12 protein-coding genes and 1 tRNA gene are annotated in these 17,715 nt (G+C 60.7%); 2 read left to right on the plus strand and 11 right to left on the minus strand.

Annotated features, from left to right (window positions below):
* Window positions 1-1,022 precede the first annotated feature (1,022 nt).
* Window positions 1,023-1,826, minus strand: coding sequence for a class I SAM-dependent methyltransferase (locus ACWUI2_RS01125; RefSeq protein WP_486981026.1), 804 nt, complete (start codon window positions 1,824-1,826; stop codon window positions 1,023-1,025).
* Window positions 1,827-2,478: 652 nt separating this feature from the next.
* Window positions 2,479-4,920, minus strand: a complete 2,442-nt coding sequence (locus ACWUI2_RS01130) for a hybrid sensor histidine kinase/response regulator (RefSeq protein ID WP_486981027.1) — start codon at window positions 4,918-4,920, stop codon at window positions 2,479-2,481.
* A 207-nt stretch (window positions 4,921-5,127) separates the two neighbouring features.
* Here ACWUI2_RS01130 and ACWUI2_RS01135 point away from each other — a divergent pair, with 207 nt between their 5' ends.
* Window positions 5,128-5,922 (plus strand): hypothetical protein, encoded by a 795-nt coding sequence (locus ACWUI2_RS01135; RefSeq protein ID WP_486981028.1) that lies wholly within the window; start codon window positions 5,128-5,130, stop codon window positions 5,920-5,922.
* 28 nt (window positions 5,923-5,950) lie between these two features.
* Window positions 5,951-6,829, plus strand: coding sequence for a mechanosensitive ion channel family protein (locus tag ACWUI2_RS01140; RefSeq protein WP_486981029.1), 879 nt, complete (start codon window positions 5,951-5,953; stop codon window positions 6,827-6,829).
* A gap of 178 nt (window positions 6,830-7,007) precedes the next feature.
* Here the strand turns inward: ACWUI2_RS01140 and ACWUI2_RS01145 are convergent, their stop codons facing one another.
* The 9 genes from ACWUI2_RS01145 to ACWUI2_RS01185 form a co-directional block, all read right to left on the minus strand.
* Entirely contained in the window at window positions 7,008-7,142 is a 135-nt protein-coding gene (locus ACWUI2_RS01145) for a hypothetical protein (RefSeq protein WP_486981030.1), read from the minus strand.
* Window positions 7,143-7,942: 800 nt separating this feature from the next.
* Window positions 7,943-8,899 (minus strand): YheT family hydrolase, encoded by a 957-nt coding sequence (locus ACWUI2_RS01150; protein ID WP_486981031.1) that lies wholly within the window; start codon window positions 8,897-8,899, stop codon window positions 7,943-7,945.
* Between the two features lie 49 nt (window positions 8,900-8,948).
* A tRNA-Arg gene (locus ACWUI2_RS01155) sits at window positions 8,949-9,023 on the minus strand.
* A 184-nt stretch (window positions 9,024-9,207) separates the two neighbouring features.
* Window positions 9,208-10,191: a sigma-70 family RNA polymerase sigma factor gene (locus tag ACWUI2_RS01160; protein ID WP_486981032.1), complete on the minus strand. Its 984-nt coding sequence runs from the start codon at window positions 10,189-10,191 to the stop codon at window positions 9,208-9,210.
* 204 nt (window positions 10,192-10,395) lie between these two features.
* Complete coding sequence (gene trpE, locus ACWUI2_RS01165) at window positions 10,396-11,886, minus strand: anthranilate synthase component I (protein WP_486985027.1); 1,491 nt, start codon at window positions 11,884-11,886, stop codon at window positions 10,396-10,398.
* A gap of 152 nt (window positions 11,887-12,038) precedes the next feature.
* A complete protein-coding gene (locus tag ACWUI2_RS01170) occupies window positions 12,039-13,685 on the minus strand; it encodes an ATP-binding response regulator (protein ID WP_486981033.1) in 1,647 nt (548 codons plus the stop codon).
* Window positions 13,686-13,688: 3 nt separating this feature from the next.
* Entirely contained in the window at window positions 13,689-15,479 is a 1,791-nt protein-coding gene (locus ACWUI2_RS01175; RefSeq protein ID WP_486981034.1) for a response regulator, read from the minus strand.
* Window positions 15,476-17,092, minus strand: a complete 1,617-nt coding sequence (locus ACWUI2_RS01180; protein WP_486981035.1) for a sensor histidine kinase, YfiR-like protein-associated — start codon at window positions 17,090-17,092, stop codon at window positions 15,476-15,478. The genes ACWUI2_RS01175 and ACWUI2_RS01180 overlap by 4 nt, the downstream gene beginning before the upstream one ends.
* 13 nt (window positions 17,093-17,105) lie before the next feature.
* Window positions 17,106-17,696: a TOL_0243 family YfiR-like periplasmic protein gene (locus ACWUI2_RS01185; RefSeq protein WP_486981036.1), complete on the minus strand. Its 591-nt coding sequence runs from the start codon at window positions 17,694-17,696 to the stop codon at window positions 17,106-17,108.
* Between the last annotated feature and the right edge of the window lie 19 nt (window positions 17,697-17,715).

The following is a 17,715-nucleotide window of genomic DNA, read 5'->3' on the forward strand; positions in this document are numbered from 1 at the left end:
AGCCCAGGGTTGAGCCGAGGGAAACGAGGCTTACCCTGGGACCCATACCCGAGGCAATGAACCGCAACGCGGTTCCGCCCCCGTTCGATTCAACATTGCGCGGGGGTCAGGGCGCAACCTCTTCGAGGTAGATTGTCTCGCGACCGAGACCCAGGGTAGCCCCGCATTCGCGCGGCAACCCTGGGCTGGAGGACGAAACGCCGTTGGCGTTAGGCCCAAAATGGCGGGACTTTCCCGGCTCCGTGCGGAGCACCAAAGCTCCATAGCCCAACGGGCTTACGCCCTCCAGCCCAGGGTTGAGCCGAGGGAAACGAGGCCTACCCTGGGACCCATACCCGAGGCCATGAACCGCAACGCGGTTCCGCCCCCGTTCGATCCACCATTGCGCGGGGGTCAGGGCGCAACCTCTTCGAGGTAGATTGTCTCGCGACCGGGACCCAGGGTAGCCCCGCATTCGCGTGGCAACCCTGGGCTGGAGGACGAAACGCCGTTGGCGTATAAGCCCAAAGTAGCGGGATCGTCCCGGCTCCGTGCGGAGCACCAAAGTTCCATAGCCCAACGGGCTTACGCCCTCCAGCCCAGGGTTGAGCCGAGGGAAACGAGGCTTACCCTGGGACCCATACCCGAGGCCATGAACCGCAACGCGGTTCCGCTGATTATGATATTTAATCCGATCCCCTATGGTGCCATACCCGAGGCCATGAACCGCAACGCGGTTCCGCCCCCGTTCGATTCAACATTGCGCGGGGGTCAGGGCGCAACCTCTTCGAGGTAGATTGTCTCGCGACCGAGACCCAGGGTAGCCCCGCATTCGCGCGGCAACCCTGGGCTGGAGGACGAAACGCCGTTGGCGTATAAGCCCAAAGTGGCGGGCCGTCCCGGCTCCGTGCGGAGCACCAAGCCTCGCCGCTCGCCTAGCCCCGCATTCGCGCGGCAACCCTGGGCTGAAGGACGAAACGCCGTTGGCGTATAAGCCCAAAGTGCGGGATCGTCCCGCCACTTTCTTACTGTGTTACAGTAGCTCAGGTTTCCCAGCGGCCGTAGATGCCGCAGGGGAGGATCTTGCCGTCGGCGCGGATCGGGAGGCCGATTTCGCCGCCGGTGACTTTGCCTCCGGCGTCGCCGAGGAGAGCTTGGAGGAGATTGACTACCACGGTCGGGGAAAGGCGGGCGGTGTAGGCGTTGATCAGGAAAAAGAGGGGCCGGTCGGAGAGGAGGCGACGGCATTCGATAAGGAGTTCCCACAAGTGGGTTTCCAGCTTCCACATTTCCCCTTGGTTGCCCCGGCCATAGGTGGGTGGATCCATGATAACGGCGTCGTAGCTGCGCCCGCGTTTGATTTCGCGTCGGACGAATTTCAAGCAGTCGTCGGCGATATAGCGGATCGGATGGTTTTCAAGGCCCGATAACGCAGCGTTTTCCCGGCACCAGCGGACCATGCCGTCGGCGGCGTCGACATGGCAGACCGAGGCCCCGGCGGCGGCCGCGGCGACGGTGGCGGCCCCGGTGTAACCGAAAAGGTTGAGCACGTTGACCGGCCGCCCGGCTTGTTTAATTTGGGCACCGACCCAATCCCAATTGACCGCCTGTTCGGGAAAGAGGCCGGTGTGTTTGAAGCCGGTCGGGCGGATCTTGAACCGAAGGTTGCCGTATCGAATCACCCAGGATTCCGGTAATGGCCGGCGAAATTCCCACTTCCCTCCCCCGCTCTCGCTGCGATGGTAAAATGCGTCATAATCCGACCACGGTTTCCCGGACACCCGCGGCCAAATGATCTGCGGATCCGGACGGACCAACACATGGTCGCCCCACCGTTCCTGCTTCATGCCATTACCGCAATCCAGCAGTTCGTAGTCGGACCAACGGTCGGAAAGTTGAAGAGAATTAGGAATAAGGAATGATGAGTTAGGAAGTTGAAATGAAAGGGACAGATTGCGCAAAATTACGGTCCGCTCCAACCTATAAATCAGAAAATGTGACCTCCCCGGAATGGCGAATTGCGACCTTTCAGGCCGCCGGAACGTTTGCCCGGTTACCCCAGTCCTTCGGACTGGGCTGTTGGATGACGCACCTTCGGCGCTGGGGGCATGCGGACGGGCAATGGTGGAAAACGGACAATGGCGCGGACGGACGAGCCATCCAGGGCCATGACTCACAGCCGTAGTCGGGTTGGCTTTGCCGCCCGACAGAATGGGGTATAGCGCTCGTCGATAACGAAATCGGATGGGTTTCCCGGTTCGAACGCAACGGACAACGAGGCGGCGAAGCCAACCCCGCTACCTGGAACGGGATCCATGACGACAGATTCCAGAACTGAAGGGCCGGAGCCTGATCGGATTGCGACCTTGCAGGCCGACGGGAACGTTTGCCCGGTTAATCCAGCCCTTCGGACTGGGCTGTTGGATGACGCACCTTCGGCGCTGGGGGCAAAAACGGGGCGACGAAGCCGGGTGAATCCAACCCCGCCACGCTCCTGCATCATTCTCTTCCATCGAGCCGGGCTCGGAGGGCTTTGGCCAGGCTGGCGGCTTCGAATGGTTTCTGCAGGAAATTGACTCCATCGATCAGATCAATCCGTTGGCCGGCGATATCCGGGCTGTAGCCGCTGATATAAAGGATCGGGAGGTCGGGACGGTCGGCGAGAAGGCGTTCGGCCAATTCCCGGCCGTCGATTCCACCGGGCATCACGATGTCGGTGATCACGCCGTCGATTTCGGCGGCCCGGGCGGCCCAGACTTGAAGCGCCTTTACCCCCGATTCCGCCGCGATGGAGGTGTAACCGTAAAACGTCAGAATGTGGCAGATCAACTCACGAACCGACGGTTCGTCCTCGACGACCAAAATCGACTCTTTTCCTTTGGGCGCACCATAAGCGGGACCGGTGGAATCCTCGACGGCCGGAGCATCTCCACAAGCCGGCAAGTAAACCGAAAAGGTGCTCCCCTCGGCGATCCGGCTGCGGACATCGATCCATCCGTGGTGCTGCTTGACGATTCCGTACGCGGTGGCCAACCCGAGCCCATTCCCTTTGCCGACCTCTTTGGTGGTGAAAAACGGTTCGAACAGGCGGGGCAGGTTGCCGGGCGAGATGCCTCCGCCGGTGTCGGTCACCCGGAGGCAAATGTAGGAATCGGCGGCAACGGCGGGTCCGTCGGGCGGCAACGTGGCGGGGTCGGGGGCGACCACGGCGGTTTCGATGACGATGTTTCCGCCGTCGGGCATGGCGTCGCGCGCGTTGACGACCATGTTGACGATCACCTGTTCGATCATCCCGGGGTCGGCCGAAACCGTCGGAAGGCAGTTCCCACAGCGTAGGTCGAGGGAACGTTCCGGGCCGAGAATCCGCTCCAACATCCGGGCAAGGTTGCGGACAACCGCATTGAGGTCGAGTTCGCGGGCCACCATTTCCTGACGGGAACTGAAGGCGAGAAGTTGCCGGGTGAGGTTGCCGGCCCGTTCGGCGGCCTGCGCGATCTGATCGAGGAGCTCCCGCACCTCGGGATCGAGGTAATTGCTGGCCAGGGCGAGACTCGTGCAACCGTCGACCACGGTTAAAAGATTGTTGAAATCGTGGGCCACCCCGGCGGTTACTTGCCCGATCGACTCGAGCTTTTGGGACTGCCGCAACCTGGCTTCGAGTTTGACCCGTTCGGTGATGTCGTAGTTGAAAAACAGTAGCGACCGCTCCCCCTCGACCTGGATGGTCTCCACCGAAACCAACACATGCCGAAGCTCGCCCGCTTTGCTGCGGAAGCGGACCTGGACGTCGCGCACCGGCCGTCCGCTCCGGATCGCCCGGTAGATCTCTTCGCGATCGGCGGGGTTGTCCCAAAAACCGATTTCCAGCCCGTTGCGGCCGAGAAGTTCGTCGCGGGAAAAGCCGAAAATCTGCACGAAGGCCGAATTGACCGCCAAGGCGCGGCCGTTTTCGTAGTCGCCGACAAACATCGCCACCGGGCTCGTCTCAAACGCCCGGATGAACCGCTGCTCCGCCAACCGCAACGCCCCTTCGATCCGCAGCCGCTCCAACGCCCCGGCGCAATGTCCCGCCAACGCCTCCAGAGTCCGCACGTCGTGTTCGGTGTAGGCCTCTTTGCGGTAACTCTGGATCGACATGACCCCGACCGAGCGATCCCCTTTCCGAATCGGCACGAAAATCAACGATTGGGAACGCCTTCCGGTATTACCAAAGGGTATGCTGGTGTCGGAAAAGCTCCCTTCATTGCGCAGGATCAATCGGCTGCCGTCGCGGAGGATCTCAGCGAACGCCGGGCTCGGAGGTGCTCCCGCCGGAACGGTTCCGGGGAATTCGGTCAACTTCCCTTCGACGGTGTCCATGGTGAAAACCGGCCGGACTCCGCCGGTTTCCGGATCCTGCAGGGTGATCGAACAAGCGTCCCAACCGATCAAATTGCGGCTCACGTCGGCGATCACCCGGCCGGCTTCGCGGGGACTTCTCGCCTCGCTCAGCCGTTGGCCCAGCTCCAGAATTGCCGCGTCGAACTTCCCCGCTCGGGGTTCGGGCGGAATGCGGCGGCCGGGCAGCTCCACCACCAGACCGACGATCCACCGACTCCCCTTCGCCTCGACCATTCGATGCGAAAAATGGCCGATCACGGCGCTTTCCGGTTCGCTGCCAATCGTCGCCTCCACCCGGCCTTCCCCGGCGCGGCGGACTTCATCCAAATGTTTCGCCATCCCCCCAGCCTCTTCCGGAACGATCAGGTCGACCGGGCCGAGTTTGACGAGATCGGCGGCAGGCGACTCGAGGATTTCCTCCAAACGCCGATTCCACTTGGCGAAACGCCCGGTCTCATCGAGCACGTAAACAATCGCGGGAAGATGGTCGAGCAACCCGCCGGCGAGCGGATCCAGCAAGGAAGCGGGGTCGATAAATGAAGGGTCTCCTGAGGATGTCATGAAAAGCAAGTGTCCGGACGGTTGGGACCAATAACTAAACGATAAACGATGGCCGACACGCCGTCCGCAGTCGAGCAAATTCACAACATTTGACGCAAACGGGTGCATCTTTAGGGGGGAACCCGGTGCTGCCGGGAGACCGCGAATGGGATGCTTCAGCTACTTGACTTCGATTCGCGAACCATCGATTCTCTCCGCCGATTCCTTATGTCCAACCTTGCGCGAACCAATGATTTTTGGGCTCCCCACCAGCTGGAGCCGGACGAATGGCGTTTTTGGCAGGCCGGCACATTGCGGCTCTGGGCCACCCGACAACAACACGAGTGGCGGGTGATGCCGACCCGGGTTCCGGAGGAACGGGAGCAGCTCGACTTCAGCCAAGCCGAGGATCCGCCCGAGACCGGTGCCTGGAGACGCTGGGCGTTCAAGGAAGAGGACTCCACCCTCACCGTCCAACCCGCGATGCCGGACAAGCCGGTGGTGATTCGGCCGGACTCCCCGATCCGCATTCCGCGGGGGAACGAAGTGGTCCTTTTTGTGAGCATCCCGATCGTGCTCCAGTTTTACATCGGACCGCGACGGGAGTTGTTCATCTACGAAGAACCGACGGTGATCCTGTCGCGCACCTGGTTCGGCGCCCCGGTGGCGGGCGAACTCTGCTACGCCCTCCGCACCGGCGGATCCCGCGATCTAACCGGCGTCAAAAAGGGAGAACACCGGGCGATTTGTCCGGTGTTGATCCGCAACAGCTCCGAGGAGGAACTCAATTTCGACAAACTCTGCGTCCGGGCGATGCACGTGAATCTTTACCAAGGGGCGACCCGCCTCTGGTCGGAGGAAATCCAGGTCACCTACCAAGGAGAGAAAAACTTCAGCGAGGTCACCTTCAGCAAGGATCCGCCGGATTACGAGCGGATCCACTCCTTGATCGCCACCGCCCGGGAACCGGTGCCGAAGGGCAACTTCATCAAAAAGAGTTTCGATTCGCTCTGGACCTCCTGAGCCCGATTCCCTCTCCACATTTTCCTCTATGACAGCCTTTACCTTTTTCGCGTTCTGGGGTGAGACATTGACCGCCGAAAACCTGATCCGTTTCGGTCTGACGCTGGTGGTCGGGATCCCGCTGCTCTACCTGGCCAAACGGATGACTGCCCGGGTCATTTCCAAACACGTCTCCCCGCACGCCGGCACGATCCTCTCGCAAGGGATCTTTTACGCCGGAAGCGTAATCCTCTTCCTGACCAGTTTGCGGGAGCTCAATTTCGATCTGACCGCCGTCCTCGGCGCGGCCGGGATTCTCGGCGTGGCGATCGGTTTCGCCAGCCAGACCAGTCTCTCCAACATCATCAGCGGTCTATTTCTGATTTGGGAAAAGCCGTTCATGATCGGCGACGCGATCAACATCAACGGCACCGTCGGCGCGGTGCATTCGATCGACCTCCTGTCGATCAAACTCCGGACGTTCGACAACCGTTTCATCCGCATCCCGAACGAACAGTTGATCAAGAACCAATTCATCAACATCAGCCGCTTTCCGATCCGCCGCCACGACATTCAAATCGGGGTCGCCTACAAGGAAGACGTCAAAAAAGTGGTCCAGGTGCTCAAGGAGATCGCGGACAAGAACCCGCATTGCCTCGACGAACCGGAACCGGTGATCATTTTCCAGGAATTCGGCGAATCTTCGCTGAACTTCCTTTTCGGCGTTTGGTTCGCCAAGGAGGATTTCGCGGTCCTGCGCAATAGCATCATGGCGCAGATCAAGGAGCGCTTCGACGCCGAAGGAATCGAAATTCCCTTCCCGCACCGGACCCTCTACACCGGCTCCGCCACCGATCCGTTCCCGATCACCATCATCGGCGGCGGCTCCCTCCCGCAGGGGGGAGCTCCGGCCGCCGAGACAAAATAACAAGATCATCGGCTGCCGCCGGCCTCTTGCGGTTGTGAGTAGTGGGGTTGGCTTTGCCGCCCCATTTTCCGCTGGGTTCGAAACGAACGGAAACCATTCAGCCCGACCGCGCCGCCCGACGTCACACTTCGACTCGGACGGTCCGAGCCGCTGCCGTCGGGCGGCGAAGCCAACCCGACTACGGCCAGACTGACTCCACGGGAATGATCCGCAGGCTCCGCCCGCCACCGATCCGTTCCCGATCACCATCGTCGGCGGCGGGTCGCTCCCGCAGGGGGGCGCTCCGGCCGCCGAGGCAAAATGACAAGATCATCGGCTGCCGCCGGCCTCTTGCGGTTGTGAGTAGTGGGGTTGGCTTTGCCGCCCCATTTTCCGCTGGCTTCGAAACGGACGGAAACCATTCAGCCCGACCGCGACGGCCGACGTCACACTTCGACTCGGACGGTCCGAGCCGCTGCCGTCGGGCGGCGAAGCCAACCCGACTACGGCCAGACTGACTCCACGGGAATGATCCGCAGGCTCCGCCGCCGAGGCAAAATGACAAGATTATCGGCTGCCGCCGGCCTCTCGCGGTTGTGAGTAGTGGGGTTGGCTTTGCCGCCCCATTTTCCGCTGGGTTCGAAACGGACGGAAACCATTCAGCCCGACCGCGACGGCCGACGTCACACTTCGACTCGAACGGTCCGAGCCGCTGCCGTCGGACGGCGAAGCCAACCCGACTACGGCCAGACTGACTCCACGGGAATTATCCGCAGGCTCCGCCACCGATCCGTTCCCGATCACCATCGTCGGCGGCGGGTCGCTCCCGCAGGGGGGCGCTCCGGCCGCCGAGGCAAAATGACAAGATCATCGACTGCCGCCGGCCTCTCGCGGTTGTGAGTAGTGGGGTTGGCTTCGCCGCCCCATTTTCCGCCGGGTTCGAAACGGACGGAACCCATTCAACCCGACCGCGACGGCCGACGTCACACTTCGACTCGGACGGTCCGAGCCGCTGCCGTCGGGCGGCAAAGCCAACCCGACTACTCATCCGCCGGCTCCGCCCGCCCAACACCGGCTGCTGAAGCCGGGAACGCCAACGAATCACCGACACCCCCGGGGTGCACCGGCTAAGGATTATTGCTCTGCTAGGAACTCGATCGCCCGGAGTTCGGACCAATACCGTCCGCCGGGCGACGCGAAACCGACGTGGCCGCCCCCCGCCGGTGCTTCGAGGTGGAAGTGGTCGCTCGTCGCCGCCTCGGCCTCGGGGAAGCACTCCGGCGGCAGAAACGGGTCATTCCGGGCATTCACCAACAGGGTCGGAATACGGATCGCTTTAAGAAACTGCCGGCTGGAGCTTTTCCGCCAATAATCCCGCGCGTCGGCGAACCCGTGCATCGGGGCGGTGTATCGGTCGTCGAATTCGCCGAAGGTCCGGATGGCCTCGACCCCGGTCGCGTCGATTCGCCCGGGCATTTGCCGCGCCTTCGCCTTGACCTTGGCCTTCAAGGTCCGCAGGAAACGCCGGGTGTAAATCCGGTTGTCCGGCTGGTCGAGACGTCGAGCACTGGCGGTCAAATCACACGGCACCGAAAACGCCACCGCTCCGCCGATCTTCGGATCGACCCGGCCCGGGTCTTCGCCGAGATATTTCAACGTGACGTTCCCCCCGAGGCTGAATCCGATCAGGTCGATCCGCTCGTAATTCCGTCCGGCCTGACGGATCACCCAGGCGAGGTCCCCGGTGTCGCCGCTGTGGTAGAACCGCGGCTGACGGTTCAATTCGTCCCCGCACCCCCGGAAGTTCCACGCCAGCACGTCCCATCCTTCGGTGAGCAACGCCGCCGCCATTCCCCGGATGTAACCGGAACGGCTCGACCCCTCCAACCCGTGGGAAAGGATCGCCAATTTCCCGTTCCCGGCGCGGCGCCAGTCGAGATCGAGAAAATCGTCGTCCGGCGTTTCGATTCGTTCCCGACTCGAGGTGGCTCCTCCGACGACCCGGCGGAACAAGGCCGGCAAGATCGTTTGCAGATGGCCGGAGACAAGGAAACGGGGATCGCGATAACTGGAGGGTTGGACGAGAGGCATGGAAAATAAAAAAGACCGCCGCGAAGATCGCCGACGGTCTCGAAAAAAATGGTGCACCCACCGGGAGTCGAACCCAGATCGTCGGCTCCGGAGGCCGATGTTCTATCCATTGAACTATAGGTGCCTGATCGAAGATCGATCAAAAGGTCCAAGATGAAACGTTGCCGAGGAAACGCAAGCATTTCCCAGCTACTTACGGGAATTTTTTCGGGACTGTGTCGGCGGGCGGAATACCGGGAACGTTCCCCGTGGCCGACGGTCTTCGGCTAAAGCGCGAAGCTCCGGCTAACCCTACAAACAACGCCTCCCTACTTCTTTTTCTCGTCGCCCCCTTTGCCCATCTTTTTTTCGAAAAACTCCCGGAAAACCTCCATCTTCTCCTTTTCCCGGCGGTCTTCTTCGATCTCTTCCAGCGAACGCTGGCGCTCCATTTTATACATGCTCTTGCGCATCTGCGACAACGCCATGTTTTGCAGCTGCCTGACCCGTTCGCGGGTGATCCCGAAGATTTCGCCGACCTCTTCCAAGGTTTTCGGGGTGTTCCCTTCGAGTCCGAAACGGAGCTTGATGATCTGGGCTTCCCGCTCGTCGAGGCGACTGATCAGGTCGTTGATGTCGGCCTGCAAAGTCTTGTCACGCAGGCTCTCGAAGGGAGTCGCCGCGTTTTCGTCGCCGACCAAGTCGCCAAACTGGGTGGTGTCGTCCTCGCCGACCGGCGCGTCGAGGGAGGTCGGACGGACGCTCACCGATTTCAGGTGGGCCACCTTGTTGACCGGGATCTGGATCGCCTCGGCGATTTCCTCGTCCGAGGGTTCCCGCCCGAGTTCCTCCTGCAATTGCATCGCCATCCGCCGCATCTTGGAGATCTTGTCGACCAGATGCACCGGAAGCCGGATGGTCTTACTCTGGTTAGCCAAGGCCCGCTTGATCGATTGTTTGATCCACCAGGCGGCGTAAGTGCTGAGTTTCCCCCCCTTCTGCGGATCGAACCGCTCGACCGCCTTGATCAAACCGATGTTGCCTTCGCTGATCAAATCGATCAACGGCAGTCCGAAATTGCTGTAATCGTGCGCGATTTTCACCACCAAACGGAGATTCGACTTGATCATCAAATCGCGCGCATCCTTGTCGCCTTTTTTGATTTTAGCGGCAAGCTCGATTTCCTTTTCGGGCGTAATCAGCGGAATCTGTCCAATATCCTGCAGATACAGACGGATCGCGTTATGCTCGTCCGGCCCGCGATAATCGCGCTCCTCCCGGGTCCGGGACGAAGATGATGATTTGTCTGGCATGAACTCCCCCTCTTACCAAATTCCTCGGTTTACTCTAATTCCAGCCCGAGTCGAAGCCCCCCGTAATCCATTGAAGTCAAACGACTCCGGACACACGGCCTCCCACGAGCCGTCAGTCCGAGGATCGTTGCCAGGTTTTGTTCGCTCGGGTCCTTTGTTTATCCTGTTAGAAAACAAGATAACCGGGATGTTCCCCGACCGCAATCAGTCTCTTATCCGCCGAGCCATCGCCACGGCTTTCATCATCCCTTTGGCCTTGTTGACCGTTTCCCAGTATTCGTTTTCGGGAACCGAGTCGGCGACGATCCCCGCCCCCGACTGCACATGGATTTGACCATCCTTCAAAAGCGCGGTCCGGATGGTGATGCAGGAATCGAGGTTGCCGTCGTAACTGAAGTAACCGAGCGCGCCGGCGTAGACGCCCCGCTGGGTCTTTTCCTGTTCGGAAATGATCTGCATCGCCCGGATCTTCGGGGCGCCGCTCACCGTTCCGGCCGGGAAGGTGGCCCGCATCAGATCGTAAGCGTTCGACCCGGCCTGCAATTTCCCCTCGACCTGCGAAACGATATGCATCACGTGCGAATACCGCTCCACGATCATAAACTCCGGCACATGGACCGATCCGTATTCGCAAACCCGGCCGATGTCGTTGCGGGCCAAATCGACCAACATCAGGTGCTCCGCCCGCTCCTTTCCATCGGCCAGCAAATCCTTCTCGAAATGCAGATCCTCGGTGGAGGTTTTGCCGCGCGGCCGGGTCCCGGCGATCGGTCGAATCTCAACCAAACCATCGGTGAGCCGGACATGCACTTCCGGGGAAGCTCCGACCACCGAACATCCGGCGATCTCCAGGAGAAACATATACGGCGACGGGTTCACCGTCCGGAGCGCGCGGTAAAGGTCGAGCGGCGATTGCTCGAATGGTTGACTGAACCGTTGGCTGAGAACGACTTGAATGACGTCCCCGGCCCGGACGTATTCTTTCGAAGCCTCCACCAGGGCTTTAAACTCTTCCGGGGTGAAATTCCCCTCGGGGACCGGCACCTCTTTCGGCTCCACCAAGGGGGCCGGGGCCAGTTCCTGTTTTTTCGCCAGCAGGGAGTAAATTTCTTCAATCTCCCGCACCGCCCGGTCGTAAGCCTCCTCGGGACGGTCGCCGACATGGGCGTTGACGCAGATCCGCAAGGTCTGGTTGGCCCGGTCGAAGATCAGCACCGAATCGACCAGCATGAAATAAATCAACGGGACTCCCGAAATTTCCCGCCGCTCGGCCGGAGGCACCACCGGTTCCACCCGGTGGACGTATTCGTAGCTTAGGAAACCGACCGCCCCGCCGGTGAACCGGGGCATGTTCGGCAATTTCACCGGACGATAACCAGCCATCTCCTCCTCGATCACCCGCAACGGATCAGGCGGGGTCGGATACTCACGAGCCGGTTGTCCCGGTTCCTCCACTTGAGTGGTTTCCGGGCCGCAAGTGAAAATCTTCCGGGGACGGCAGCCGATGAAGGTGTAACGGTAAAGATTCTCCCCTCCTTCGACCGATTCGAAAAGGAAAGCCGGCCCCGATTGCCGCAACTTCGCGTAAGCCGACACCGGCGTTTCAAAGTCGGCCATCAGATCCGCGTAAACCGGCACCACGTTCCCCTCTCCGGCCAACCTGCCGAATTCTTCCCTACCCGGTTTGATTTCCATTCCCACGCTCATGCTCCCGTTCTCCCGCGACTCCGTCGTTCTCGATCAAAAGAACCTTCTTTCCGGAAAAACCGCCGCAAGCGCAACGCTATTCTGCCAAAACCGCCAAACACTCCGCCCCCGAAAACGACCGGAGCATCCTCCTTGGCCCCCTAGGCCTTGGGCAAAATCAAGGTGAACGAACTTCCCCGGCCCGATTCGCTCTCCGCGGTCAGGGTGCCTCCGCTTTGTTTCAAAATCCCATACGAAGTCGACAATCCCAAACCGGTCCCGCGACCCATTCCCTTCGTGGAGAAAAACGGCTCAAAAATGTTCGCCATCACGTCCCGGTCGATCCCGGAGCCGGTGTCGGCCACCTCCAAGGTGACGTAATCCCCCGGCTTGAGCTCCGGATCGAGCCGCTGGTCGCCGTTCAACGTCACATTCGTCGATTTCAGCACCAGCGCCCCTCCCGCCGGCATCGCGTCCGTGGCATTTGCCACCAGATTCAAGACCACTTGCTCCAATTGCCCCGGATCAGCCTTCACCGAATACAAATTTGGCTCGAGCTCAAACCGGACCACGATGTTCCGGCCGGTCACATGGTCGATCATCGCCTCGATCCCCCGGACTACGTCGTTCAGATTGATGACTTGATTGCGCAACAACTGGCGTCGACCGTAGGCGAGCAATTGCCGGGTCAACTCCGCCGCCCGGTCCCCACCCTGCTGGATGGCCAACACTCCTTCGCGCAGAGGACTTCCTTCCGGCAGATCGACCAACAGCAGTTCGGCCTGACCCAGGATCGACATCAGCAAATTATTGAATTCGTGAGCCACCCCTCCCGCCAGTTTGCCTACCGTATCCATTCGTTGGATGCGATGAATCTGGTCGCGGAGACGGTTTCGCTCGGTGACGTCGAGGCCGAACGAAATCGTCCCAACAAACTCCCCGTCGGCCAACAACTTCGCCGACTTCCAGAGTGCCTGCCGCCGTTCCCCCGTCCTGGTGACGAATTCGTTTTCATACGCCTCGCAGCACGGCTCCCCTCCTTTAACCCGCTCGAAATGTTCGAGGATCGACGCCTTGTCTTCCCGCGGAACGAAGAGGTCGAACCAGCTTCGCCCCACGATCTCATCGATCCGGTAACCGGTCGAAGTCGCGGTGGCGGAATTCACCCGGATAACAGCGCCATCCGTATCCAATTGCACGAACATCAGGTTCGCGGTCTGAATGATGTTCTCGGCAAAATCCCGTTCCTTTTGCAACTCCGCCGTCCGGAGGGCGACCCGGTTTTCGAGATCCTCCATCCTCCGGCGGGCCTCCTCGTGCAAACGCCACTTTTCCGTCAGAGTGTAAGCCATCTGCAACGCCTCGACCGCATCGAACGGTTTTTTCAAAATCAGCAGGCCATCATGATGCCCGAATCGGGTGAAGATCTCCTTCCAGGAATAGTCGGAATAGGCCGTGCAAATCGCGATCTGAATCCGGGGATCCAACGTCAGGATCTGACGGGTCGTCTCAATCCCATCAAGCCCCGGCGGCATCCGCACATCGACGAAGGCCATGGCGTAGGGTCGCCCCGCCCGGAGGGCTTCCTCGACCCGGGCGATTCCTTCCTCCCCTTGATAAGCCGAATCGAGCTCAAACCGGACCTCACTCCGACGTTCTTCTTTCTCCCCAAACAAGGCCGCCTCTACCGCATCGAAGCCCGACACAACCTCCCCGTCGCCGGGCAGGAGAATCTTGCGAAAGTCTTCGTGGATCGACCGGTTGTCGTCGATGATCAAAATCCTTCGGTTGGCGGGCACGGCGTCCATCTCTTATCCTTTGGTTTCGGTCCCGACATTCCGGTCGGTTTCGGGGGGGATTCGGCCGCCGGCCTTTTTCAACACTTCCCGAAGCGGCCGCATCGTGATCGGTTTCGCCAGATAATCGTCCATCCCGGCTTCGAAACATGCCCGCCGGGCCTCGTCCCCTTGGGCGGTAACGGCCACGATCCATGGAGCCGGCCTCCGCTCTTCCGCCACGATCGCACGGATGCGGCGGGTCGTTTCATAACCATCCAGAATCGGCATCTGGCAATCCATGAAAATCACCGGATGCCCCGCCTCCTTCCACCGGGCGATCGCCATGGCTCCATTGTCCACCACTTCGACTTCACAACCGAGTCGCTCCAGAAACAAACAAGCCAACCGCTGGTTCACCCGATTGTCTTCCACCAAAAGCACCGGGACGGGATTTCCTCCGTCACCAGGACCCTCCGATGATTCCGGATCTTCCTCTCCGAGGTCACCATCCGACTCCGAGGTTTCAAAGGTAGCGGTAAAGACAAACTCGGACCCTCCGGCGGGACGACTGGAGACCGTAATGTTTCCCGCCAGCCCTTCCACCAGTTTCCGGCAAATGGCCAGTCCGATGCCCGTTCCTCCATATTTCCGCGAGCTCGTGGAATCCGCTTGCGTGAACACCCCGAAGATCCCCTCCTGCTCCTCCTCAGTCATCCCGATCCCGGTGTCGCGAACGCTCCCGCGAAGCTCCACCGATCCGCCCAGGCAACGTCCCACTGACAGAGCAAGTCCGATCCGTCCCGCCTCGGTGAATTTCACGGCGTTCCCCAACAGGATAAACAAGATCTGCCGCAACCGCCGACCGCCTCCCACCAACCGGGCCGGAACGTCGTCGTCGATTTCCCATGACAACTCAATTCCTTTCTCCCGGGCGGATGCGGTCACCAGGTGAATTGCTTCGATCGCCACATCGCGCGGGCTGAATTCGACCGCCTCCTCGACAGTCCGTCCGGATTCAAGCTGGGTGAAACAGATCATCTGGTCGAGGATGGCAAGCAAAGCGCCGGCGCTGCTGCGGATGGTCGAGGCGAATTCGGCCTGTTGCGGTGTGAGGTCGGTTTCCAACAAGAGGTTCACCATCCCGATCACCCCATTCATCGGGGTCCGGATCTCATGGCTCATGTTCGCGAGAAACAAATTCTTCGCTTTACTCGCCCCTTCCGCCCGTTCCGCCAGATCGCGGGCCCGGATCGATTCGGCCCGCAAGGCTCCGGTCCGCTGCTCCACTTGGCTTTCCAGATTCTCCACCCGGAGCGCCACCGCCCGCAGGAGTCGCCGTTTTTCGACCAGCGAATGCGTCAATTGAAACGCCTCCACCGAATCGAATGGTTTTTTCAGAATCACGAATCGGTCGGAGTAAGAAAACTTCCGCAGAATCTCTTCGAGCGAATAATCCGAATACGCGGTGCAGATCACAACTTGCAGCTCGGGATCGGTCTCCCAGGCCCGCAAAGCGGTTTCAAGTCCATCTATCCCGGGCGGCATTCGCAAATCGATGAACGCCATCATGTAGGGGCGTCCCGCCTCCCGGGCCGTCCGAATCAACTCGACCCCGTCCTCGCCTTGGTAAGCGGACTCGACCTCGAAAGCCGGTTGCTCCCGGGCCGCCGGAGAGGCCCCGAACAAAGCCTCTTCCATCGCGTCAAGCGCCTCGGTCTCGCCGTCCCGTCCGCAGAGGATTTTCCGAAAATCTTCGTGAATCGCTTCGTTATCGTCAACGACCAGAATCCGCCGGTCGAGGGTCTCGCGGTTCGTCCCGCTCATGCCACCGCCCCTTCCCGCACCACCGGGATTTCCAACGTGAAGGTCGCCCCTTGCCCCAATCCGTCACTCTGGACCCGCAACGCGCCTCCTAAATCCTTGGCCGCCAGAGCGCTGCTGTGCAGGCCGAAACCATTGCCTTCCTTCCGCGTGGTGAACCCATGATTGAAGATACGGGTCATGTTTTCCTTCGGGATACCGATCCCATTGTCGATCACCGATATCGAGATCCGATCTCCTTCTTCCTTCACCCGGATCGTCAGCCGCTTGTCGGTCCGACCGGATTCGTCGCAGGCGTATTTCGCGTTGCGGACCAGGTTCACCAGGATCTGCATGATTTTGTGCTTTTGAGTGACGACCGGGGAAACCTCCCCGATTTCGCGGACGACCTCGACATTGTGGCGGTTCAACGCGCCGGCGTTCATTCGGAGACTGTCTTCGATCAAGGCCGCGAGATCGACCGTCTCCCTCAGCCCGGAGGCCCGAGTGTAGTTCTGCTGGGTCGCGACGATTTCCTTGATGTGCTCGATGTTCGAACAGAGCGACGCCAGTTCCTTCGCGGTCGCCTCATGCTCGACCCGGACCAATTCTGCCAATTGCGTCAAGAAGGCCGGCAAATGTTTCCCGCGGGGGTGCTCCGTGATAAAACTCCCCAGGTCGTCCTGATGCTCTTTCAACAAGTCGACCACTTTGCTCAAACTCGCCGCCTTGGAATTTTTCACGCGGTCCCCGACCAAGCTCGCGGAGATATTGACGCTGTTCAAGACGTTGCCGACATTGTGCAGCACGTTGGTGGCGATCTCCGCCATCCCGCTCAACCGCGAGGCGTCGACCAACTGCCGGTGGATCGACTCCAACTCCCGCGTCCGGTCGGCGACCCGTTTTTCCAGATTATTCCGCGCCTCCTTCAGCGCGTTGTCCCGAAGCTGGATCTGATCCAACATCTCGTTGAAGCCGTCCATCAATTGCCCGAGTTCGTCCTCGCCGGTTTTCACCGCCCGCACCGAATAATCCTTCTCCTGGCCGACCCTCCGCACCACGCCGGCCAAATGTAAAATGGGCCGGGAAATCAATTGTTGCAAGTAACGCGACAACACAAACGCCAACCCGGCCGAGGCGAGAAAAACCAGCCCCCCGATCCCCAGGTAACGGGCCACCCGGGTCGCCAACAGATTCAAGTCCGACGCCACATAAATCATCCCGATCACTTCCCCGTGGTGGATGATCGGACCGAACAGTTCGAGCCGATTCTCGACGAACTCGTAACCGATCGCCCGCGACACCGGCGGCGGGGCATGGACGGCGTCTTCCCGGCGGTAGCGCGCGAAGAGTTGCCCGTCTCCGGTATAAACCGCCGCCGCCAGAATGTGCTCGTTGGCCCGCAAGGCCGACAACGTCTCCGCCGCTGACCGGGGATCATCGAAATCGATCGCCGCGGCGCAATTGCTGCCGACGATCTCGGCCAGGACGTCGATCTCCTTCACCAACGCCCCCCGGAACGAAATCATCTCATAGGCCACGAACGCGGCGCATGCCATCAACAGCGCGGCGCTGCTGGTCAACATCATGATCCAGGTCTGCTTGCTGCGGATTGAAATGTGTCTCAAGAAATGCATGACAAACCTCCTCCTATTCCTCGAAGTTCCCCGCCACCACTTCCGCCACCCGCAGGAGATGGGAACTCAATTGCAAGCTCGCCTCCCGGGCGGCGGGCAAGTTCACCTGCAAACGGACGTTTCCGTCGCGCAAAACGAAATTCACCATTCCCCCGGCACCCAGAAAACTTGACTGCTCCCCGACCGTCAGAATCGGCGATTGGCGGATACGCTCCAGCGTCTCCCCGATTCGGACCTGCGCCCCTTCTCTCATGAAGAGAATATGCACCCCTTCGAGGTCCGCCGCTCCCGAAATTTGCCGAACCATAACTGGTCGCCCCTGCACCCGTCTCCCCTGGGTCACTTTCCGCAACTCGTTCTCAATCCCCCCGCGCCCCGCGACCCCGATCACTAGAGGGGCTTCCGCTCCGGCGAACGCCCCTTCCGGCCACTCGACGTAACGGGTGAAATTGAACAGAAAGAGCGCTTTCACCTGGTCCTCCGTCAAGGCCGGATTCGCCTCGGCCCGCGGTCCTCCCGCGAACAGCAGCACGACGCCCAGACAAACGCCCATCCACCTCGGCCACGCCCTCCAGCCCGCCGGGCGGAAGACCGCGCCTTTCATCTTTGTTTGACTGATCCTT

The sequence above is a fragment of the Verruconatronum alginivorum genome, from assembly GCF_056590205.1.